This is a genomic window from Corynebacterium parakroppenstedtii, assembly GCF_019754935.1.
Classification (GTDB): Bacteria; Actinomycetota; Actinomycetes; order Mycobacteriales; family Mycobacteriaceae; genus Corynebacterium; species Corynebacterium parakroppenstedtii.
On the sequence record NZ_JAGSOA010000003.1, the window covers coordinates 246,282 to 270,297 of the forward strand.

A 24,016-nucleotide genomic window follows, 5' to 3' on the forward strand; every position below is an offset into this window, starting at 1 on the left:
AACCACACGCAACCACACCCCACCAGGAACAAACATGAGCAGCAAACACAACAAAAAGGGCAAGAAAAGCAAAAAAGACAAGAAGTTGGACGCCACCGAACAACACTCCAGCACGCTTGGCAGTGACACAGCCACGAACACAGCTGCCAGCACAGCCGCCGACACCAGCGAGGAAATCTCTGCTACCACCACAACCGCCAGCAACGTCGACAACCCCGATTTCCTGAAGCCTCCTCCCAACTCCCACGACCTTGACGACATCACCGACCGCGCGATCGCCCGCGCACACGAATGGCTCGAGGCAACTAACGGGGAACAGACACGCAAGGAATCGTCGTCCACTGAACAACTCGCAGCCCTTGTTCACGATCCACAGGGCATCGACTTCACCATGGGCTTCGTCGACCGCGTCGCACGCCCAGAAGACAATGCCGTCGCCGCGAAGGAATTTGCCTCCCTGGGTAGCCCATTCGGACGGAAAGAACCCCTCCCCGACTTCCTCGGTCCACTTAATACAGCACTCGTCTCCCTCGGAGCGCTAGCCGGACAAATCCTTCCCGACATTGTCATGCCTATCGCCCGGGGATACCTGCGGAAAATGGTGGGGCACCTGGTGCTCGACGCCAATGGTAAGGCACTCGACAAACTACTCGATGACGCACATGCCAACGGGTTCCGGCTCAACATCAACCTCCTCGGCGAGGCTGTTCTCGGCGAACGCGAGGCAACACGTCGGCTAGACCGAACCATCGAACTTCTCCGCAACCCCAAGGTGGACTATGTGTCCATCAAGGCCTCCTCGGTGTGCTCCCAGCTCAATCCGTGGGATATCGAAGGAAACACGCGTCGGCTCAAGGAACGCCTCCGTCCTCTTTATCGGGAAGCGGTCAAACGCACACCGCACCCCTTCATCAATATGGATATGGAGGAATACAAAGACCTCGACCTCACCATCAAGCTCTTCAAAGAGCTCATGAGTGAAGACGAGTTCATGGACCTCGAAGCCGGAATTGTTCTCCAGGCCTACCTCCCCGACACCTTGGATGCTCTGCACGAACTCATCGACTTCGCCCATGAGCGCGTCAACAAGGGCGGCGCCCCCATCAAGGTACGCATTGTTAAGGGCGCGAACCTGTCCATGGAGCGTGTGGACTCCGAAATCCACGACTGGAAGCAAACCCCTTACCTGACAAAAGCCGAAGTAGACGCCAACTACCTGCGGCTCCTCGATGTCGCTTTACAACCCGAACACGCCACCGCCATCCGGATTGGTGCGGCCTCTCACAATCTCTACACGGTGGCCACCGCGCACGAACTCTCTGTACAGAGAGGCGTCGAAGATCAGCTCGACATCGAAATGCTCCAAGGTATGGCACCCGCCCAAGCCCGAGCCGTGCGCCAGATCACGGGAACGGTCATTCTCTATACCCCTGTCGTCCACGCGGAAGACTTCGACGTCGCCGTGTCCTACCTGGTCCGACGGCTCGAAGAAAACGGCGCGCACCAAAACTTCCTCTACGCCCTCTTCGCGCCCGACGTCGCCGGCGATGACGATATGACCCCCATGCAGGAGCAAGAAAAACGCTACCTCAACGCCGTCGACGACCGCTGGACCACCTTCGCGGGGCCAAGGCGCCAGCAGGACCGTCAGCAAGAACAATCCGCAGCCGACGTATCCAAGCGAGTCGAGTCCGTCCCGGGCCACTTCGTCAACGAGCCGGACACCGACCCGTCACTGCCTACCAACCGGGAATGGGCTGCGCACTGGCTCGCCCACGACCCGGGCCCCGTCACCAGCCCTGTGATCACGGAGAAATCGGATATCGACGCCATCGTTGCTCGCGCACGAGCACGCTCCTCTGCATGGGGCACGACCAGCGGACACGACCGCGCCGACGTGCTCGACGCCGCAGCTAACGCGCTGGCCGCGCACCGAGGAGAACTGCTCGCCGCCATGACCCATGAGGCGAACAAGACCGTGGCGGAATCCGACCCCGAGATCTCCGAAGCCATCGACTTCGCCCGCTACTACGCGGAATCCGCACGCGCACTAGATAGCGTCAAAGGATCACGGTTCACCCCGTACTCCGTGGTTCTTATCACCCCGCCGTGGAACTTCCCACTGGCTATTCCCATGGGTGGTGTGTTCGCCGCCCTCGCTGCCGGCGCGGCTGTCGTCATCAAACCTGCACCACAAGTCGTCCGCATCGCCGAAGTCGCGGTAGGGATACTTCGTGAAGCAGGCATCGACGAAGAACTCCTCCAACTTGTCAACGTTGCCGAGAATGAAGCCGGCCAACACCTGGTATCGCACCCAGCAGTGGACTCCATCATCCTCACCGGTGCCTCCGACACAGCGCGACTCTTCCGCAGCTGGAAACCACAGATGGTGATCAATGCGGAGACGTCAGGCAAGAACGCTATCATCGTCACGCCATCTGCTGATCCTGACCTCGCCGTGTCCGATGTTTACCGGTCTGCCTTCGGCCACGCGGGGCAAAAGTGCTCCGCATCGTCGCTCGTCATCGTGGTGGGCAGCGTCGGCAAGTCGAAGCGTTTCATGAACCAGCTGATCGACGCCGTCGAGACCCTCAAAGTGGGTCCGGGAACCGATATTTCCACCACCATGAATGGAATAATCGAACCTCCATCCGACAAACTCATGCGCGGGTTGACTCAACTCGACAGCGGTGAGAAATGGCTCGTCAAGCCCCGCAAGCTGAACAAAGAAGGGACGCTCTGGTCCCCAGGGCTGCGCGATAATGTCAAACCCGGATCGTGGTACCACACCCACGAATGCTTTGGACCAGTCCTCGGCATCATGCACGCCACAACCCTGGAAGAAGCCACCGAATGGCAAAACTCCACGGGCTACGGCCTCACCGGTGGACTACACGCCCTCGACCCAGACGAGATTGACTGGTGGATCGACCACGTCGAAGTCGGTAATGCCTACGTCAACAGGGGTATCACTGGGGCCATCGTCCAGCGACAATCTTTCGGCGGGTGGAAAGCCTCCGCACTCGGATCGGGTGCCAAGGCCGGCGGCCCGAACTACGTCGCACAACAAGGAACCTGGTCCGAAGGGGACGTGGACGAGCTACCCCGCGCAGGGCTTCAACGTCATGTCGCCCAGCGACTTCGCCGAATCAAAGGCCAGCTGGACAACACGCTCACACCAGCCGACCTATACTGGCTGCGTCGCGCGGCCGAATCCGACGCCTACGCGTGGAGCACCGAATTCGGCGTTGAACACGACAACACTGCGCTCATCGCGGAGTCCAATATCTTCCGCTACCGGCCATTATTGGCACCACTGCGCATCCGAGTCGGATCCCCCAGCTCCTCGCCGACCCTCATTCGTGACCTCGTCCGCCTGACACTGGCGTCCGAAATCTCCGGCACGCCGATGGACGTTTCCGCCACCGCGGAGACTGCCATCGAGCTCGGGGCCATGGGGTTCAGCATCCGTCGTGTTGAAGACGCCACCTACGCGGCCGAAGTGGAAAACGCGGAGTCGGTTCGTGTTCGCACCCTCGGCGACGTTGACCCGGCGTTGTACAAAGCGGCGGCACACTCGGGATCCATCGTTATCGACCATCCGGTTCTTGCAGATGGCCGTCGTGAAATCCTGCCATTCCTGCTGGAACAAGCGGTATCCATCACGAACCACCGGTTCGGCTACATCAAGGGCCTCACCAACTGAGATCACTAATTGGCATAGTTACCGCTAAACTCATCGACACGACCAGCTCACCTTCAACGTTGAGATAGGAAGCTATGCCAGTACGTCACTTCTCCAAGGTCCTCGTCGCCAACCGCGGCGAGATCGCCATCCGCGCGTTCCGCGCTGCCCATGAACTTGAGTCCAGCACAGTCGCGGTCTACCCCTGGGAGGATCGACACTCCTCCCACCGCATCAAGGCTGATGAAGCCTACGAAATCGGAGAAGAAGGCCACCCGGTTAAGGCCTACCTCGACGTCGACGAAATCATCTCCGTTGCCAAAGACTCGGGAGCCGAAGCCATCTACCCCGGCTACGGATTCCTCTCCGAGAACCCCGAGCTCGCGCGCGCTTGTGAACGCGAGGGGATCGCCTTCGTCGGCCCCACCGCCGACGTCCTCGACATGACGGGCAACAAGGCCACCGCTATCCACAATGCGAAAGAAGCTGGGCTGCCCACCCTCGGCGATACCCCCGCCACCGATGACCTCGACGAGCTAGAACGCCTGGCTGACGAATCGGATATGCCCTACCCACTCTTCGTCAAGGCCGTTGCCGGGGGTGGCGGGCGTGGTATGCGCCTCATCCCCTCGCGCGACAAACTCCGCGAGCTATGCGAGACAGCATCCAATGAGGCCAAAACCGCCTTCGGCGACCCCACCGTTTTTCTTGAACAAGCAGTAGTCAATCCGAAGCACATCGAGGTGCAGATCCTCGCCGACGGGCAAGGCAACGTCGTCCACCTCTTTGAGCGCGACTGTTCCGTGCAGCGTCGCCACCAAAAAGTAGTGGAACTCGCGCCCGCACCTAGCCTGACGCCCGAACAGCGCGAGGCCATCTGCACCGACGCGGTGAACTTCGCGCGGCACATCAACTACCGCGGGGCGGGAACCGTCGAATTCCTTGTTGATGAAGACGGCAACCACGTGTTCATCGAAATGAACCCCCGCGTGCAGGTCGAGCACACCGTCACCGAGGAAATCACGGATATCGACATCGTCCGGGCGCAGCTGCAGATCGCGGCGGGCGCGTCGCTGCCCGAGATTGGACTCACTCAAGACACTATTTCCTTCCACGGTGCCGCGATGCAATGCCGCATCACCACGGAGGATCCCGCCAACGACTTTCGCCCCGACACCGGGTACATCACGGCCTACAGGTCGCCGGGCGGTTCCGGTATTCGCCTCGACGGGGGTACCGCAACGGGCGCCGAGGTCACCGGACACTTCGATTCGCTCCTGGTCAAGCTCACCTGCCGCGGGCGAGACTTCGACTCCGCTGTCCATCGTGCCCGGCGCGCGCTTGATGAATTCCGCATTCGGGGCGTCGCGACGAACATTCGCTTCCTTCGCGGTGTTCTGGATAACCCCGATTTCCGTGCCGGCAATTTCACCACGTCGTTTATCGCTGATCACCCCGATCTGCTCACGACCAAGCCGTACGCCAACCGTGCCGACAAGATCATGCGGTACTTGGGCACTGTGACGGTGAACAAGCCGAACGGTGAGCGCGCGACCACTCTCAACCCGGCAGATAAATTGCCGACGCTGGACACGTCGGCCCCGCTGCCCGAGGGATCACGCGACCGGCTTCTGAAGCTCGGGCCCGAAAAATTCGCGCAGGAGCTACGCCAACGCCGCGGTGTTGCGGTGACCGATACGACGTTCCGCGATGCGCACCAGTCGTTGCTGGCCACGCGCGTCCGCACGAACGACCTCGTTGCCGCCGCGGGTCACGTTGCGCGCACGACACCCCAGCTGCTGTCCGTCGAGGCGTGGGGCGGCGCCACCTATGACGTCGCCATGCGGTTCCTCAAGGAGGACCCGTGGGCGCGTTTGGACCGCCTGCGCCAAGCAATGCCGAACGTGTGCATCCAGATGCTGCTCCGCGGGCGCAACACCGTCGGATATACCCCCTACCCCGAGACCGTCACGAAGGCGTTCGTGAAGGAAGCTGCCGCCTCTGGCGTCGACATTTTCCGAATTTTCGACGCCCTGAACGACGTCAGCCAGATGAAGGCCGCCATCGATGCTGTCCGGGAAACCGGGACCGCCGTGGCGGAAGTGGCGATGAGTTACGCCGGCAACGTCGCCGACCCCAATGAAAAGCTCTACACGCTGGATTATTACATGAATCTGGCGCACACCATCGTGGACGCGGGCGCGCACATTCTGGCGATCAAGGACATGGCCGGACTGCTCCGCCCCGAGGCGGCGCGCATGCTTGTCACCGAGCTGCGTAAGGAATTCGACCTGCCCATTCACATTCACACGCATGATACTGCCGGTGGATCGCTGGCCACGTACATGGCTGCGTGGGAGGCAGGCGCGGATGCTATCGATGGTGCCTCGGCTCCTATGGCGGGGACGACCTCGCAGCCGTCGCTGTCGGCCATCGTCGCAGCCACGGCGAACACAAAGTACGACACCGGCCTGGACCTGGCGGCCGTGAGCGCCTTAGAACCGTACTGGGAGGGCGTGCGCTCGGTGTACGCGCCGTTCGACAAGGGGCTCGCTGCCCCAACGGGCCGGGTATACAACCACGAAATCCCTGGTGGCCAGCTGACGAACCTTCGCGCGCAGGCGACGGCGCTGGGGCTGGAGCACAACTTCGAGCAAATCGAAGACGCCTATGCCGCGGCCGATAAGATGCTTGGGCACCTGGTGAAGGTGACGCCCTCGTCCAAGGTGGTCGGCGACCTGGCGTTACAGCTGGTCGGGGCGGGTATTGATCCGGCGGACTTCGCTGCGAATCCGAATGACTATGACATCCCGGATTCGGTCATCGGGTTCCTCAACGGTGAGCTGGGGACTCCACCCGGTGGATGGCCCGAACCATTCCGTACCCAAGCCCTCAAGGGTCGGGAGAAAACACCGGAGATCACGCCAGTATCGGCCGAGGATGAGGACCACTTGAATGGGTCGTCAGAGGATCGTCGGAACACGCTGAATCGTCTGCTCTTCCCCGGTCCCGCGGCTGATTTTGATACGCACCGCAACGAATATGGTGAGGTCAGCCGACTGTCCACGAACCAGTTCTTCTTCGGCCTATACCCCAACGAAGAGCAAAAGATTCAGCTGACTAAAGGTATTGACCTTATTGTGCAGCTGCAGTCCATTTCGGAGCCCGACGCGCGCGGTGTGCGAACCGTCATGTGCTTCCTCAATGGCGAACTACGGCCCGTCTTTGTCCGCGACGAATCCGTCGAAGCCGACGTCAACCCCGCGGAGAAAGCCGACCGCTCCAACCCCGGCCATGTCGCCGCACCATACGCGGGCAATGTCACGGTGACCGTGGACGAAGGCGACACTGTTCACGCCGGCGACAAGATCGCGGTGATCGAGGCGATGAAAATGGAGGCCAGCATCACGGCCCCCGTTGATGGAACCATCGAGCGCATTATTTCCGACGGGACCTTCCACGTTGACGGTGGCGACCTCGTGGTGGTTATCGCGTAGCGCGCTCGTGGGTGGGCGCGGCGCACGTGCCCCTCGTCGCGAACGTCTACGCGGTCATCGTGATCAGCGCCGGGTTCATGCCCGACGCCATGAGCTTCCGTTTGATGTCCCCCACTATCGTCTTCGGCCCCGCCAACAGCGTTTCATGGCCGAGCCACGGGCCGCGCGCCATAACGTCGTCGGCAAGTGAAATACCCTCCCGAACAACGAAATCGCGCGGCGCGACAGCGTAAGCGGACATGCGGGCGAACTGGTCCTCCTCCGCATGCGCCGACGAAGGATGCACGGTCAGCCAGTCCATGGCCGTGTCGAATGACCAGAGCGTCCGGAGCTCGTAGAGGTCGCTGGGGTACTCGGCGCCGAAGAACAGGTGAGTCTGCCGCGGCGACGGTTTCGCCGCGAGATCGAGGATGATGGCGCGAATCGCCGCCAGATGGGCACCGTGGGCCACCATCAACACGGGGCGTGAGCCGTCGAGAAGATCGACTGTCATGGCGCCGCGCGCGGCGCCGATCTCCCACACATCGCCCGGACGAGTCATGCGGGCGAGGTCAAAAACCAGCGCTGAACTGCCGGTTAGCGCCTGCTGCCCAGGCGCTTCGGGCCGGGGGACTTCGAGGTGAAACTCGATCAGCCCGTCGTCGCTGTGCGGAATAGCGGGCGCCAGCCACTTCCGCTTACCCGACGACTGCGGGGCCAGGACCGGCACCAACTGTCCGGCGCGGTACGGGATCGGCGAGTCCGCGGCGAGCCGAACGACCGTGATGGCGTCGGACCGGTGGTCAACATCCAGGACGGTGGCACCCCAACGCACGGGGACTTCGCTGTATTCGGCCGCGCCCTCCTCCATGAGGCCGATGATCTGGCCGGTTGCCATCGCGAAGAGCTCGAATTCTTCCGACGTGACCTGCGGCGCGATGATCTCGCGGCCGGCGTCGATAATGGCATCCCCCATTGCGACGTAGTCGGGGGCTTCGACGCCGAAGCTGCGGTGGTCTTCGGCGAGGTGCCGGAGGAAGCGCCGTGTGCGTCGATCCAGCCCGTTCCCTGTCGCCTGCTTGGCGTACACATGTACCAGCGCGCGCCGAAAACTAGGTTTAAGCTGCGATAAGTCCGCGGGGAGCCGCCGGATAAACGAGGGGCGGCGGGCGAAAAGATGAGTAAACACGGCGTCGACGAAACGCGATCCGTCAGTTTGAAGGACAGTGACCACGGGGACCAGGGATGCTTCATGGACTCCGGTGGCGTCCTGCGCCACATCGTCGTCAACGGCGTCGCCATCCTGCACCACGGAGTCATGGCCGCGCGGCCGGCTACCTTCTATCACGCCTATCCTTTCTACGGCGAGCCCCTGGTTCCCACATCACAACAGCGGTAGACCGAGGCACATGCACAATTTCCCCACGTGACCTGCCGTGTTGAGCTTCCATACGAGCCAACCGCTCCCGAAGCTGGTGGTTCTCCGCCTGCAGCTCATCCACCTGAGACTTCAGGTCAATGATCGCCCGTATCCCCGCGAGATTAACACCATCTTCGTGAGAAAGCTTCTGTATTTCGCGAAGCATCTCAATGTCATCAGGCGAGTATCGACGCCCACCTCCGCGCGTCCGCTCGGGCGTGACCAGCCCCATGCGGTCGTAGGTGCGGAGCGTCTGAGCGTGGAGTCCGGTCAATTCGGCCGCCACCGAGATGACATAAACTTCTTCCCGACGTACCTCGCCCAGCGGCTGCCCATGTCCTCTGGTGTGCGTTTGGCGGGACGTGTCGCTGGTCGCGCGGCTTTCACCGCCACGTGTTTCGGCGCCAGCGCCAGCCCCACGCGTACCGCCAGCTCCGCCAGCGCTCGAGGAGTCCGTCGTGTTGCGTCGTCGATCAGAGTTCGAAGCCATGACTTACCCCTCCTTCCCTGGCCAGTTAGCGCGCGGGTCAAAGCCCAGGCGCTTCTCTTCGGCCACGTAGCTACGAAGCGCAGAGGCAGCCCCTTCGTCCAGCTTCGGAGGGACCGCCACCTTCACCGTCACCAAAAGGTCGCCGTTCTTCTGATTACGCTTCGGCACACCGCGGCCACGAACACGCAGCGTACGGCCGTCGTTAGTGCCCGCGGGGATCTTGACGCGAACCTTGTTGTCCAGCGTCGGCACTGTGACAACCCCGCCCAACGCGAGCTCAGAAAAGCTAACCGGGACGGTGACGCGCAGGTCGTCGCCCTTGCGAGTGAAGAGCTTGTCCGGCCGCACATGTACCGTGACAAACAAATCGCCCGCCGGACGGCCGCGCATTCCCGCCTCGCCCTGACCAGCTAAGCGAACCTTCTGGCCATCGACAACGCCCGACGGCACACGCACGGTAATCGTCCGAGTGCGGTTGGTCACACCGCTGCCCTTGCATGCTGGGCAGGGATCGTCGATCTTGGTGCCCGTGCCGCCGCAATCGGAGCACGGCCGCGACAACCCGAACGCGCCGCGATTATCGGACACGACACCTTTGCCATTACACGTCGAACATGTATGCGGCGACGTCCCAGGTTTCGCGCCCGAACCGTGGCACTCCTGACACGACGAGGGGTTCGTCAAGCGGATCGGCACCGTGGCGCCTTTGGTAGCCTCACGGAAATCCAACGTAATTTCCGTTTCGACGTCGGCACCGCGCAGGTTGCGCTGGCCACGGCTGGCGGCAGCAGACGCGCTACCCCGGCCGTTGAAGAGGTCTCCGAGGATATCGCCGATGCCTCCGCCGGACCCGCCGCCGAATAGGTCGGAGGCGGAGAAGCCGCTGCCCGTGTCGTAATTGCTAAATGTGGTGCGGAAACCTCCAGGCGACCCGTACTGGCCGCCGAATCCGCCCGAGTTAAAGCCGCCGTTATTGAAGCCGCTGCCACCGAAGCCGCCGAGGCCACCAGAAGCCAGCATATCCTTCAATTCGTCGTATTCCTTGCGTTTTTTGGCATCGCCGACGACGGAATACGCCTCGCTGGCTTGCTTAAACCGCTCCTCCGCGGCGGAGTCGCCCGGGTGGCTGTCCGGGTGATTATCGCGCGCGATCTTGCGGTACGCCTTCTTAATCTCGTCCTCGCTGGCGCTGCGAGAAACTCCTAAGTCCTTGTAATAATCCTTCTCTGCCCATTCTCGTTGAGCCGTCATCTTTGCCTTCTTCCGATATTTGTCGCTTTGTTGCTTGCTACTGTTGTTGTCTTGTGTTGGTTGATGGGGTTGATGCGCCGTGGGGCGTGTGGGGTGCCACGTGGCGCGTTATGGCATTGCGGCACCTTCGTGGTGCGTTAGCCGATCACTTCCGGCCATTTGCCGCCCGGCTGGCGTCGGGGTTTGTGCCCGTGGTTCCGGACGCACGGCCGTCGTCAGCGCATGCCAAAACCGCAGGGCAAACTAGCACCACCACACACATGGCTTGCTCACCAACCCTCAAGGTTGAGTCTAGTAGACTTAACTTTACATTGGGAATAACGGCTCAAACAGGGAAAATATTCCAGGCTCGAGCCACGTTTTCTAGGCCGGAGCTTGAACCGGCCCATCTCATGATTCAGTCCTGAATAAAGTGCGACGGGGCAAAGAACCGGCGAATAAGGCACGGCCGGGAATCACAAAGCCGGCAAGTCACACGCCCGAGAGCCGTCGGGCGTCGTCCCGACCTGAGTGGAGCATGAAAACTACGGGGGAATATTGGGACGTTTTAAAGTGCGGAGGTATATGGGCGGAAATCGGCCGAAAATTGACCATATACCCCCGCAGTTCTCGCATAGACCCGCCATATACCGCCGCAGTTTTAGGCCCTAAGCACGGAAGGCAGCCTGGACCCGGAGATCCCCACCCCAAAAAGCCCAGCTCATCCCCCACAAACACCAGGCGCCACCCAGACTGGTTACACTCACCAATCACAAGCCCCGCCCCCCGCCGACTAAATCTCTGATCGCTCCCCCCACAGAGGTTTAGTCGAACTTCAAGGCATACATATCTTGGTTCGTCATGCCGAGCTTCTTATCGAAGAGTTTGACTGCGAAATACGCCGATACACACGGCACGACCGCGTAAACAAGCACGACAACCAGGATGTTCCGAACACTCCATCCCCAGCCCTCGGCATTCAGCGCTGCCAGCGGCCCAACGAGCCCGGAAATCCCGAACCCGGCCGAAATGGGCGTACCTTGCACCCGGAAAATGCCCGCCACAATGCCACTAACGCCGCACGCAACTATGGCCGGCAACAGCGCAACAGGCCGTCGCATCATGTTGGCAACCTGAACTTTCGCGGATCCCACCACATGCACAAGCGATCCGCCCGGCCCATTCACTTTCCACCCGGCCCACATCATGGTGAAGGCAACGGCGCAGCATCCAACGTTCGCCACGCCCGACGCAATACCGGACAGGAAGATAGCGGTGGCAATACCGACCGTCGAAATTGGCGATGCCATCATCACGCCGAAAGCAATGCCCAGGATCAGCCCCATCACGATGGGCTGCAGATCCGCCGCTCCGACGACGAGGTCCCCCAGCCACTTCGTGAACACCAGCACCGCCGGGTACGTCACAAATTTACCGAGACCACCGGCTATCACGATGACCGTCGGCGGAAGTACCAAGATGGTGTAGCTCTTCAGCCTGTCACCAATGAGGAGAATCATGATGACGGCAAAGGCAGCGGTCAGGCCGGTGTTGATCACCAGCCCGGTACCTTTGAGCTGGAGGAATCCGTCGGAATTTATCCCCTTGACGACACCCGATCCCATCACGGCCGAGATCGCGACGGTGGCGGTCTGAATGTGCGTCATTTTGAATTGCATCGCAACCAGGAGGCCGATGGCTATCGGCAACATACTGGAGGCGACGGACACCATCCCGATGATTTCCTTCCCCTGCGGGAACACGGGAAGCAGGGCCTTGAATAGCTCTCCTAACAGCGCTTGGGGCACCAATGCCACAACAACGGCAACCGAAATGCCGTTGAGGACATTCATGGTGAATTCGCCCAAACCCATTCGGGGCGAATACCGCTCCCCTGTCTGAGTGTTGTTAATAGGTGATTCGTCAAGCTGAACACGTTGCTCAGGGGCTGCTGCTTCTTTCATAAAGCTTCCATCATTGGGGAACTGATAACTAGGCGGGAAACTAGTGGCTCACTGCGCGGAGTTAATTGTGAAAGGAGACCATACCAAAAAGGGACGGTGGCTTCACCCGTTTTGTACGACGACTACGCCATGTTTCATGGCGGCCATCGCGGGATCGGCCTCGTACCCAGGAATTGCACCTAAGAATTGCGCTTCACGCAGACGCCTATATGTACTGCCGACGATTGGGCCAGCTGTGCACATAGTATGCCCGGGACTCTATTTAATTCGCCAGTGAAGGATATTTTGTTTCAGTAAGCTACTGGGGCTGCAATTCTGCGTATTACGGGCACTACGGGGCACTACGAGGAGGCGACGGAGGAGAAAGCAGGCACGAGCAACGCGCTGCACTCATCCAGCTCCAACGCTCATCAACGCATGAAAAAGCCCGGGCGGCTATTAACCACCCGGGCTAAAGATAAGAGCTAAAGATAAGGGTTACTCACGATGACCCATGGTCAGGGCCGGCCCAATCACTCTGGATCGCCGATCACGACCATTGCTGTTCGCAACACGCGGTCGCCCATTCGGTACCCGGCGCGCAGAACCGTCGCCACGGTTTTCTCGTCGCCAGATGACATGTCTTGAACGGCCTCGTGGAAGTTGGGGTCGAAAGCATCGCCTTCCTGGCCGAACTTTTCAACACCCAAATCCGCGATCAGCTTGGTGAATTTGTCCGAGAAGACCTTGAGTGGCCCTTCCTCTTTCAAATCGCCGTGCTTTTCCGCAAGGTCGAAGTCATCCGCCATAGGCAGGAGGTCACTCGCGACTTGCGCCTTGGCCAGCTCGAATGTGGCCGCCCGATCGCGCTCAGCCCGACGCCGGTAGTTGGTGTACTCGGCGGAGACTCGCTTCAGATCGGCAGTCATTTCTTCGAGTTGCTTCTCGACGGGGGACGCGGCACCAGCACCAGGCACACCAGCACCAGGCACACCAGCACCATCATCAACGGGCTCTTGCCCCTCGTCCTGGAGGTCGCGGGCAGCATCGTCTTCGGCGGATTCGACCGCTACGTCGGGATCGTCTTGAAGACCATCTACTTCAGCGTCGATGTCGTCAAGCTCTTCGGCAACGTTCTCACCGTCGACGGCCCCTTCCGGAGCGTCTCCGTTGGGCGTTTCCTGTGCGAGGCGGGCTTCGTCCACCGCAGCTTCGGCCTCGTTGGGGGATGCGCCTTCGGGGTCTGTGTTGGCCGGCGCACCCGGGTCATCGGGCATGTCGTTGCCTAGACTCACTTGTCATCATCCTTCTTGTCTTCGTCGACTACCTCGGCGTCAACAACGTTGGGGTCGGAGTTGTCAGATCCAGCGTCGGCACCCGCGGCACCTGCGGCACCTGCGCCACCGGCAGCTCCACCGTTGGCAGCCTCGGACTCGTACAGGGACTTGCCCATCTCCTGAGACTCTGCGGACAGCTTCTCAACAGCGGACTTGATGGCCTCGATGTCGTCACCCTTCAGGGCTTCGTCGACACCCTTGGCAGCTTCCTCAACCTTGTCCTGGATGTCCTGGGAGACCTTCTCCTTGTTGTCGTCGACGAACTTGCGGGTCTGGTAAACCATGGACTCCGCAGAGTTGCGAACTTCCTGCTCCTCGCGACGCTTCTTGTCCTCTTCCGCGTGAGCCTCGGCGTCCTTCACCATGCGATCGATCTCGTCCTGGGATAGGCCAGAACCGTCCTGGATCTTAATGGTGTTTTCCTTACCGGTGCCCTTATCCTTCGCGGTGACGTGGACAATACCGTTGGCGTCGATGTCGAACGTGACCTCGATCTGCGGGATACCACGCGGAGCCGGCGCAATTCCGCCCAACTCGAAGGAACCGAGCAGTTTGTTAGCCGACGCCATCTCGCGCTCACCCTGGAAGACCTGGATCTGAACGGAAGGCTGGTTGTCTTCCGCCGTGGTGAAGGTCTCGGACCGCTTCGTCGGGATGGTCGTGTTGCGTTCGATGAGCTTGGTCATCACGCCGCCCTTGGTTTCAATACCGAGGGATAGCGGGGTGACATCCAGAAGCAGAACGTCCTTGACCTCGCCGCGCAGCACACCGGCCTGGAGAGCAGCACCGACAGCGACAACCTCATCCGGGTTAACGCCCTTGTTCGGCTCTTTACCGCCGGTCAACTCCTTGACCAGGTCGGTGACGGCTGGCATACGGGTCGAACCGCCGACGAGAACCACGTGGTCGATGTCAGAAACGGAAATGCCGGCGTCGGAAAGAACCTGCTGGAACGGCTTACGGGTGCGGTCCAGGAGATCCTGGGTAATGCGCTGGAATTCCGTGCGGGACAGCGTCTCGTCGAGGAAGAGCGGATTCTTGTCCTCGTCAACCGTGATGTACGGCAGGTTGATGCTGGTCTGCTGCGAGGAAGACAGCTCAATCTTGGCTTTCTCAGCGGCCTCACGCAGACGCTGCATAGCCATCTTGTCCTTGGTCAGGTCAATGCCGTGTGATGACTTGAACTTGTCGGTCAGCCAGTCAACGATGCGCTGATCCCAGTCATCGCCACCGAGCTTGTTGTCACCGTTGGTTGCGCGGACCTCAACAACACCCTCGCCGATCTCCAGGAGGGAGACGTCGAAGGTACCGCCACCGAGGTCGTACACCAGGATGGTCTGGTCGTCTTCGCCCTTTTCAAGGCCATACGCCAGCGCGGCAGCCGTCGGCTCGTTCACAATACGAAGCACGTTGAGGCCTGCAATCTGGCCAGCGTCCTTCGTCGCCTGACGCTGAGCGTCGGAGAAGTAAGCCGGGACGGTAATAACGGCGTCGGTCACGTCCTCGCCGAGGTAGCTCTCAGCGTCTCTCTTCAGTTTTTGAAGAATACGGGCGGAAATCTCCTGCGCCGTGTACTTCTTATCGTCAATATCGACATTCCAGGAGTCGTCGCCGATGTGGCGCTTAACTGAGCGAATAGTGCGGTCAACGTTGGTCACGGCCTGGTTCTTTGCCGACTGCCCAACGAGCACCTCGCCGTTCTTCGAAAAAGCTACAACCGACGGCGTCGTCCGCGAGCCCTCGGAGTTAGCGATAACGGTGGGGTCTCCACCTTCCAAAACGGATACCACTGAGTTCGTAGTACCCAAGTCAATTCCAACTGCACGTCCCATTATCTGTGTTTCCTTTCGTTACATTTGTTGTGCCCGGCGGATCATTCGGCGGCCGCTCTCGGCTTTCGCCTGCGGTCCTGCCCGTGATCTCACCCGGAGCATCTACGTATTTGTATGAGGCTGAGTGAATCAGACTCAACGACCTGTCACAGTCTGACCCAGAAGACTCAGGCTTGTCAAGCTAACTTGAGTCTTACTCGCTCAACCTTGCGACATTAGATGTAACGACGACGTGCTCAAAGTTATTCCACACGACTCAATTTTTCTTATCGACGCTGGTCAGGATGGTGTTTTTAGTGCACGGAAGTGGCTCCCCGTATGTGTGGCGGGTGTCCATAGCCGACGTTTTTCGCGCGTTCCCGTGTGCATAGCCGACCTTGATGGCCGACGTTTCCCGCACAAGGTTGAGCCCCCGTGGGAAGTTTTAGTGTGCGCACCGGCAGGGCTATCGTCGGCGCACACACCATTAACGCGTGTGCTCATCGAGCCACCCTTTCAGAACAACGGCATGATTAAACACACGATCTTTCGCTGCAAAGACCAAGATGATGTTTCCTCCCGACGCTGCCCGATCACATAACTCCCCCACCTGAGCAGCCTCCGAATCGGAGTCGGCGTCCGAGCTGTCGCCGTCGCCACCCGATGCGGTGGCGTCTTTATAGCTGGCCAAGCGCTCATCCAGCTCAGAGCGATACCTATCCGCGAATTCAGCAAAGCGCGCTGGGTCATGGCCCCAGTCTTTCCGCAGCTCCGGTGAGGGAGCGAGGCCCTTCAACCATTCATCAACTGGCGCCGTGGCTTTCTTCACCCCGCGCGGCCACAGCCGGTCCACGAGAATCCGCGTCCCCTCCCCTTCCGCCGGGTGATCGTGAATCTTTTCCGTCGTGATCATGGCATAACCTCCTGCGCTCTCACTCCACACTTACGCCTTTTCACCCCGAACGTAAATGGCCTCAGCCGACGCGACTGGCCTCTTCCGCGCGAATGTTTTCTTCCGCGCGAAAAAGCTCTACCCGCACGATCAGACGCTCTTCCCCCACGCATAGGCACACCATGCGGCCCAACCACTCACAAACAATTCCACCGGAATGGTCACAACGGCACTGCCGATATTCGGAAACGACGTGGTCACGTCGGCAATTGCGTCGACAAGCAATAAAGCAGCAACACCCCACAAACCCGCAGCAGCGTGGGGTCGGCGCTTGAGCACCCACCAGGCGCTTGTCCATAGGGCGGCTATTTCTGCGCAATCCAAAGCAATCCAGCCCAGCACGCCCGGGAATGGCATCGTGAACAGCAGAATTATCATCCACGGGATGAGAGCTGCGCCCATGACAAACAGGATTCCCGCCAGTACGCAATCGGCACGGCGGCCGGCGCCTAAATACCTGTGCCGCTTTTTCTCATGTGAAAAGCAATCATGATCCTTATTGAATGCGAATTTACTCACCAGCCATTTTTTAATCGTGGACCTATCAACTCGTCGGCGAAAACCCGACGCGTGATGATGGCCAGATGCATGATGGTAACGAGAGGAACATTGTTTGGCCGCGGACGTTACATAGTCGAAGAGATCGCGAGCACCCACGTGCCGATACATTCTCGCCCTAGACATAGCATTCACCCGGCGCGCATTCACCCGGCATGAAACCACCAAACATATTTTCAGACATGTATTCACCAGACATCGTGTTAACCGATCCCCTCACCTACGTTTAGTAAAAAGTTCACTATGCGCCACTCTGAGATCATTCCCAACGTTGGATCACTCAATACGGGATCACAGTGAGTGGATTCCGTTGACCATGTAATACCTCACGGGCAAACACTACGAGCCCGGAACTAGATCGACTCTAGCTCCGGGCTCGTAGAGCATGTACTCAGGTACTCGCTTAAAGCCTTACGCTTACGTTGTCACTCCGCGCGGTGTATCGCGAACACCCTACGTTTTTATTCTCTACCTCTTCTTGGTTACTAGACCAACAATCCACAAAAGGATTACCGCACCAAGCAAACAGGTAAGGAAGCTGAAGAACTTTCCTCCACCTTCGACATCAAATCCGACTGCACCGAGCAGCCATCCTCCGAGGAAACCGCCGATAATACCAACGATGATATTGAGCGGGACGCCCATTTGAGCGTCGGTACCCATGATCTTCGATGCGATCCATCCGGCGAGGCCACCGATAATGATCCACCCAATAATTCCGAGCGGTGGAGCGGATGCCGCAGCCAAAATAACTTCGTTCATCAGTCAAACCTTTCTCATATTTTTACAACGGGCCACTGATGAGGAAACTGCGTTGTTCTTCCGCCACAGTCATGCCCGAGGAATACCGGATGGCTAGTACATGAGCTACTCCAAAACCATGTACAAGCCTCGTCACAACAGAGTTTACTAGGAAATCTTATGTGTCGGTAGAAAGTACAGCGAGTAATCGGGAAACAGAAACGTGCCAACGTTTGACAAGCAATGCCATTTTCCCGCCACGACCAGCGCAGCCAACGGGAACGACATCGTACCCGCCCCATTCACGCCGCGTATACAAAAACACTAAGCTAGTTATCGCATTATTACTGTGGGACCCTGCACCCGCATGTATATTGTCCCGTATCACTTTTACAGCCCGAGGATGACGAATGAGCACAACCCCCTCCGACCCGACTTCACGGTCTGATTCGGAAGGCTATTCCAACCAACCCAATGACCAGTTTTTCACAGAAAACCGGCCCAACTCGGGCAGCTCATTCGAACAGCGTCGTGCGGAAGAACAACGCCAAGGGCAAGAACAGCGTGCAGAGGGAACTCAGCACCCAGGGGAAGAACGAGGTCAGGACACCACTGAGCCCAGCTCTTCACACAGTTCTTCGACCAATGCCCCTATCGATGCTGAGTTTGCCGACGTTCCGACTGCTCGCGATGTCCTTCCCGAAAATGATTCCCTCGGCGAAGACCGCGCATTTGACGAGCCAAAGGCGCACGACGCTAAATCAAACAATCCGAACACACAAAGCGGATTTTCGACGAATGGGGCGGCGGGTTTCCCCGTCATCACTCCCGAAATGATGCGTGAGGCTAATAGCCACACCACATCATCGGACGACGATTCCGCAGAATCTGATACCTCCGCGCAACCGGCAAACTCTGCGCAACCGACCAGCTCTGTGCAATCGGATTCCACACAGCAGGATTCTGAGCGTCGTCAGGACGGCGCAATTAGTAGCCCAACGACGGGAAACTCAGCAAACGGCAAACCCTCGACAGTGACATCCGACGCATATCACCCGTCACCTAACACCAAGCCGCACGGATCGCGCCCCGTCGGGAGCGTATCCCAGGCTCAACCTCAAAACGGCTCGGGTGGTAAAAACGCCGGTCGGGGAAGCGTCGGCAAGGAAGATAACAACCAAGGACGACAGGTTCCCTCAGCATCCAACACGTCGGAAACCGTAGCAGGAAACACAACGTCTCATGCTGCAGGTCGGGGATCGGCAGCTGCCTCTGGCCAATCTATCTCTAGCCAGGCAGGCTCACAAGCCGCCTCCCACGGGAGCAAAGAAGCAACCACTGACCGAGCAGACACCGATCACTCCAACGATCAGACCGACGCCGACCAGGAACCCGCAGAAAATTCGCGGAAAGAAAAGTTCAAGAACTGGATTGCCACCACACCCGCAAAAGCACTGGTCTTCGTCGTCGCTGTCTTAATTCTTGCGGCACTATTCGGCGCTATTTGGATGGCTAATAACGATAATTTCACCGTTGGTTCGTCGGAAAAAACATCAACCGCTCCGTCGGAAGATAACCAAGCTGATCAACCCCAGCAGAACTTCCCAACCCCAGGTGGAAAGACAATCAAAGGATCGATCGGGCAAAATATCGATCTCGATGCGCGCCAAGTTCAAATATGCGGCAGCAGCACGGGCGAATACACGCGCTCTGCTATCCCGGTCGGGTGGGACTGCTCCGTGGCGGACACGGCGCGCCAGGTCTATAACGACACTCCTAAGGACGACCGAGGGAGCATTACCATAGAGAGCCCCATTTCTGATTCGACATTCAAACTGGAATGCCAAGAATTCAAACCCGGGCTCGTGCGCTGCAAAAATAAAGACGACGATATCCACATCTACATCGGTAATTAGCCACAGTTGGTCATTAAAAACGAATTCACACTTTTGGCCCTGTCGCGTGGCATAGTGGTCGGGTGAGCTCTTCCGATAAAAACGCGACACCCGCACCCGAAAACACCGACACCAGCAGCACGACCCCGCCCCAGGTCACTGGGCGCCCGAGGCTCAAGCACCTGGATCAGTCCAGCAAACTGCGCAACGTCCTCTACGAAATCCGCGGGCCGGTCAATGCCGAAGCAGAACGCATGATCGCCGATGGTCACAGAATTCTGCAGCTCAACACAGGTAACCCGGCAGTCTTCGGCTTCGAAGCGCCCGATGTCATCATGCGCGACATGATCGCGGCCCTGCCCACAGCCCAGGGGTATAGCACCGCGAAAGGCATCATCCCGGCGCGCCGTGCCATTGCCACGCGATACGAATTAGTTCCCGGATTCCCCAGCGCCGATATCGACGATATTTACCTGGGTAATGGGGTTTCCGAGCTCATCACCATGACTACTCAGGCCCTCCTCGACGATGGTGATGAAGTGCTCATTCCTGCCCCCGATTATCCCCTCTGGACGGCGGCAACTTCACTAGCCGGCGGTAAGCCCGTGCATTATTTCTGCCGCGAGGACGATAATTGGAATCCCGACATCGAGGACATCAAAGCTAAGGTCACTCCGAAAACTAAGGCAATCGTCGTTATTAACCCGAATAACCCCACTGGGGCTGTCTATAGCCGGGAAACGCTGCAGAAAATTGTCGATATTGCCCGCGAGAATTCACTCCTCATTCTTGCCGATGAAATCTATGACCGGATTCTTTACGACGATGCCGAACACATCAGCATCGCTTCCCTAGCTCCCGATCTGTTGTGCATCACATTCAACGGATTGTCCAAGGCATATCGTGTGGCTGGATACCGGTCGGGCTGGATGGTCCTCACTGGCCCCAAGGAGCACGCTAAGGGGTTCATCGAGGGGCTGGACTTGCTCGCATCAACGCGCTTGTGCCCCAACGTGCCTGCTCAGCACGCAATCCAGGTGGCGCTTGGCGGAAAACAATCCATCTACGACCTCACACTCCCCGGCGGCCGCCTGCTAGAGCAACGAAATGTGGCGTACGAAAGGCTCAATGAGATCCCGGGCGTTTCGGTTGTTAAACCGATGGGTGCTTTGTATGCCTTCCCCAAATTGGATCGGAATGTTTACGACATTCATGATGACGAGCAATTCATGTTTGATCTGTTACGCGCAGAAAAGATTCATCTTGTCCAAGGCACCGGATTCAACTGGCCTGAGCCTGACCACTTCCGCGTCGTTACTCTTCCCTGGGCCCGAGATTTGGCCGATGCCATCGAGCGTCTCGGAAATTTCCTGTCCAGCTACCACCAGTAAAGTCCGCGGACACCCATCGACTACGACCTACCTACGCACGCTATTCTGAAAACACGTTACTGTTACTGGAACATACTATCGGTTAGGCGTCGTCGCTCAGATTTGTCCGGCCTACGCTCCCTTTTACCTGGCCTGCGCATCTGCGACCTGAGCTGCGTTTTTACCGACAGATCCGTCCACTATGAGGAGTCCTTGTGGGTAAACACTCAGCGTCCGGCGACGAACCCTACCAGCCGCGTGGCACCGACACGGCCGACTCGTCGCCCCAACAGGCCCCCATTCCGACGGAAACCCGCAGGTCACGACTCAACAACGCGCGTCGCGAAACTAAGCCACAGCCAGTACCCCCACAACCCAAGGCCAGCAAAACCAGCAAACGCTTCCGCCCGCACATCAAAGACTGGACACTAGGCCAACGAATCCTCGCCGGATTTCTACTCATCGGCTTCATCCTCAGCGCCATCTCCGCCGTCGCCCTGTGGCCATCAAACACCCCGGCCCGCGTCGATAAGTCCTTCCAAGAAACGTCGTCCCTCCCCCAAAACATCGCCGACGGAACCATCGCCGTCACAACTGAGGCAGCATGCGGATCCCCCAGCGTCGGCCGGACATTCGACGACACACCACGCGAGCCCACCACATCCACGGGCACCTGCACTCGCGCGATTGTCGACATCACGAGCGGCCCTGACAAGGGGAAACGCACGCTCATTGAGACGTCCCACAAACCGGGCGACCCCGACCTCCGCGAGGGCGACAAGATCCGAATGACCCGCCACGCCACCGACGACGGCAGCATGGGCTACGCGTTCAACGATTACCAACGCAAAGTACCCATCATCGCGTGGCTCATCATCACAGCTATCGCCATGGTAGCGATCGGATCATGGCGAGGCGCGCGCTCACTCGTCGGCCTCGTCATCACGATGGCGATCATCGGCGCATTCATGCTCCCCGCCCTCCTCCGCGGCGGCGATCCACTCCTGCTTGCCGTCACATCATGCGCCCTCATCATGTTCGTCGTGATTTACCTCGTCCACGGAATCAGTTGGAAATCCAGTTCTGCGCTCGCCGGAACAATCATCGCGCTGGGGCTCGCCGCAATCATGGCTGGTTGGGGTATCGACGGAACCCGACTCCGCGGACTCGGTGAGGAGGACAACCTCCTGGTTCAGCTTTATCTTCCCGACGTCACCGTCCACGGGTTGATGCTGGCGGGATTCATCGTTGGCGCGATCGGTGCGCTCAACGACGCTACCGTGGCGCAGGCATCCACCGTCAACGAGCTGGCTATCATCGACCGCAAGGCATCACCGTGGCGGCTCTTCGCGGGCGGCATGCAAGTGGGGCGAGACCACATCGCGTCCATGTTGTACACGCTGATCCTCAGCTACGCGGGCGCAGCACTTCCGATGTTATTGCTGATCACCGCCTCGGAAAGGCCGCTGGGGCAGGTGTTGACCTCGGACCTCATCGCCACTGAAATCGTCAGGTCGGCCGTCGGTGCTATTGCCCTTGCGCTCGCTGTTCCGATTACGACGATTATCGCCGCGGTCACCGTCAAACCTGATCCCGACGCCAGCAACGCAGGTGGACACGGCCACGTTCATGTACACCATCACTAGGGTTTGCAGCGACTCGGTGGCGCATCGCCTGGCTAAGCGCGTCACCTAACGGTGTGCGGTAATCCCCCGCGCCCGGCGCTACAAACTGCGCCCCAACGCCCGCACAGACCACCCCGCGCGCATCCACGCGTAAACATCCAGGCAGTTCCGCCCGTCGATAATAATTGGCGACGCGACACACGTCCTCGCCTCCGACGGGTCCAGCTGCTTGAACTCCCTCCACTCCGTCGCCACGACTACCACGTCGGCATTGTGCAGCGCATCCCACACTGTGTCCGCATACATGAGCGTCGGGAAAACCTTCGACGCATTCGTCATCGCCTGAGGGTCGTACACGCTGACCTGTGCACCCGCAAGACTCAACGCCCCCGCAACTGCCAACGCCGGCGAATCGCGCACGTCGTCCGACTCCGGCTTGAACGCCGCGCCCAGCACAGTCACGCGCGCGTCGTGCAAGGAGCCGCCGCACGCATCCTTCACCATGCTGACCAGTTTTTCCCGACGCCGAAGATTGATCGCGTCCACCTCACGCAGGAAGGTCAACGCCTGGTCAGCGCCCAATTCGCCGGCGCGGGCCATAAACGCCCGGATGTCCTTCGGCAGGCAACCACCCCCGAACCCGAGCCCGGCGTTGAGGAACTTCCTCCCGATACGCTCATCCGCGCCGATCGCGTCGGCAAGCACTGTGATATCCGCCCCCGACGCCTCGCACACCTCGGACACCGCGTTAATGAAGCTAATTTTTGTCGCCAGAAACGCATTCGCCGAGACTTTCACCAGCTCAGACGTCGCAAAATCAGTGACCAGCAACGGGGTTCCCTCTGCCAGGGGTTGGGTATAAATCTTCCTGGCGACGTCTTCTACCTCGGAAGGCGAATTCTGCACACCAAGGACAATGCGATCCGGATGAATCGTGTCCTGCACAGCGTGGCCTTCGCGAAGGAACTCCGGATTCCACGCAATATCCACCGACGTCTCCTCAGCAGAAGTGGTGGAACTATCCGCGGCAGCAGAGGCACTATCCGCAGCCTGCGAAGCAACCAGTCGATCAGTCAACTCCTGAAGCGCACGCGCGGTCCCCACAGGAACCGTCGATTTCCCAAAAATAATGTGCCGCCCCCGCAATAACGGCACCAAATTCGTGACAGCAGAGCGAACAAAAGTCATATCAGCTGCATACGAATTCTTCTGTTGCGGAGTGCCGACACCTAAAAAATGGACATGCGCAAAATCCGCCGCTTCCTGGTATGACGTCGTGAAATGGAGCCGCCCCGAGGAAATATGCTTCCGAATAAGACCGTCTAAGCCAGGCTCAAAAAACGGCGTCTCTCCGCGCGAAAGGAGCTCGATTTTATGCGGATCAACGTCCACCCCGATGACCTCATGCCCTAATTCCGCCATGCACGCCGCATGCGTTGACCCCAGGTATCCCGTTCCAATCACAGACATCCGCATGCCCATG

15 protein-coding genes are annotated in these 24,016 nt (G+C 59.3%); 5 read left to right on the forward strand and 10 right to left on the reverse strand.

Translation table 11 applies throughout. From position 1 onward, the window contains the following. Nucleotides 1-34: 34 nt before the first annotated feature. Both KCQ76_RS09740 and KCQ76_RS09745 read left to right on the forward strand, forming a co-directional pair. On the forward strand, nucleotides 35-3,706 hold the full coding sequence (locus tag KCQ76_RS09740) for a proline dehydrogenase family protein (protein ID WP_235428974.1): 3,672 nt from the start codon (nucleotides 35-37) through the stop codon (nucleotides 3,704-3,706). 74 nt (nucleotides 3,707-3,780) lie between these two features. Beyond that, a complete protein-coding gene (locus KCQ76_RS09745) occupies nucleotides 3,781-7,182 on the forward strand; it encodes a pyruvate carboxylase (protein WP_046201961.1) in 3,402 nt (1,133 codons plus the stop codon). Between the two features lie 46 nt (nucleotides 7,183-7,228). Here KCQ76_RS09745 and KCQ76_RS09750 read toward each other — a convergent pair whose 3' ends face one another. The 9 genes from KCQ76_RS09750 to KCQ76_RS09790 form a co-directional block, all read right to left on the reverse strand. Continuing rightward, nucleotides 7,229-8,509, reverse strand: coding sequence for a hypothetical protein (locus tag KCQ76_RS09750; RefSeq protein ID WP_052722292.1), 1,281 nt, complete (start codon nucleotides 8,507-8,509; stop codon nucleotides 7,229-7,231). Further along, nucleotides 8,496-8,906 (reverse strand): heat shock protein transcriptional repressor HspR, encoded by a 411-nt coding sequence (locus KCQ76_RS09755; protein ID WP_041629054.1) that lies wholly within the window; start codon nucleotides 8,904-8,906, stop codon nucleotides 8,496-8,498. The genes KCQ76_RS09750 and KCQ76_RS09755 overlap by 14 nt, the downstream gene beginning before the upstream one ends. 168 nt (nucleotides 8,907-9,074) lie before the next feature. After that, nucleotides 9,075-10,322: a molecular chaperone DnaJ gene (dnaJ, locus tag KCQ76_RS09760; RefSeq protein ID WP_046201960.1), complete on the reverse strand. Its 1,248-nt coding sequence runs from the start codon at nucleotides 10,320-10,322 to the stop codon at nucleotides 9,075-9,077. An 803-nt stretch (nucleotides 10,323-11,125) separates the two neighbouring features. Beyond that, nucleotides 11,126-12,154: a PTS sugar transporter subunit IIC gene (locus tag KCQ76_RS09765; protein WP_046202133.1), complete on the reverse strand. Its 1,029-nt coding sequence runs from the start codon at nucleotides 12,152-12,154 to the stop codon at nucleotides 11,126-11,128. Nucleotides 12,155-12,777: 623 nt separating this feature from the next. Continuing rightward, nucleotides 12,778-13,539: a nucleotide exchange factor GrpE gene (gene grpE / locus KCQ76_RS09770; protein WP_414017603.1), complete on the reverse strand. Its 762-nt coding sequence runs from the start codon at nucleotides 13,537-13,539 to the stop codon at nucleotides 12,778-12,780. Further along, complete coding sequence (dnaK, locus tag KCQ76_RS09775) at nucleotides 13,536-15,413, reverse strand: molecular chaperone DnaK (protein ID WP_046201959.1); 1,878 nt, start codon at nucleotides 15,411-15,413, stop codon at nucleotides 13,536-13,538. The genes grpE and dnaK overlap by 4 nt, the downstream gene beginning before the upstream one ends. A 466-nt stretch (nucleotides 15,414-15,879) precedes the next feature. After that, the gene (locus KCQ76_RS09780) at nucleotides 15,880-16,305 is read right to left on the reverse strand and encodes a DUF488 domain-containing protein (RefSeq protein WP_046201958.1); all 426 of its coding nucleotides are present in this window, start codon (nucleotides 16,303-16,305) and stop codon (nucleotides 15,880-15,882) included. Nucleotides 16,306-16,434: 129 nt separating this feature from the next. Next, nucleotides 16,435-16,863 carry a hypothetical protein gene (locus KCQ76_RS09785; protein WP_146003215.1) on the reverse strand — a complete coding sequence of 143 codons (429 nt, stop codon included), beginning with the start codon at nucleotides 16,861-16,863 and terminating at the stop codon, nucleotides 16,435-16,437. 507 nt (nucleotides 16,864-17,370) lie between these two features. Next, entirely contained in the window at nucleotides 17,371-17,664 is a 294-nt protein-coding gene (locus KCQ76_RS09790; RefSeq protein ID WP_046201957.1) for a GlsB/YeaQ/YmgE family stress response membrane protein, read from the reverse strand. Between the two features lie 389 nt (nucleotides 17,665-18,053). On the opposite strand from KCQ76_RS09790, the gene KCQ76_RS09795 reads away from it, so the two are divergent. From KCQ76_RS09795 to KCQ76_RS09805, 3 genes are all read left to right on the forward strand, one after another. Next, a complete protein-coding gene (locus KCQ76_RS09795) occupies nucleotides 18,054-19,559 on the forward strand; it encodes a hypothetical protein (protein WP_221914861.1) in 1,506 nt (501 codons plus the stop codon). A 161-nt stretch (nucleotides 19,560-19,720) separates the two neighbouring features. Further along, entirely contained in the window at nucleotides 19,721-20,929 is a 1,209-nt protein-coding gene (locus KCQ76_RS09800; protein WP_046202130.1) for a pyridoxal phosphate-dependent aminotransferase, read from the forward strand. Nucleotides 20,930-21,123: 194 nt separating this feature from the next. Beyond that, nucleotides 21,124-22,554 (forward strand): YibE/F family protein, encoded by a 1,431-nt coding sequence (locus KCQ76_RS09805; RefSeq protein ID WP_046201955.1) that lies wholly within the window; start codon nucleotides 21,124-21,126, stop codon nucleotides 22,552-22,554. Nucleotides 22,555-22,632: 78 nt separating this feature from the next. Here KCQ76_RS09805 and KCQ76_RS09810 read toward each other — a convergent pair whose 3' ends face one another. Further along, on the reverse strand, nucleotides 22,633-24,009 hold the full coding sequence (locus KCQ76_RS09810) for a UDP-glucose dehydrogenase family protein (RefSeq protein ID WP_046202129.1): 1,377 nt from the start codon (nucleotides 24,007-24,009) through the stop codon (nucleotides 22,633-22,635). Nucleotides 24,010-24,016 lie beyond the last annotated feature (7 nt).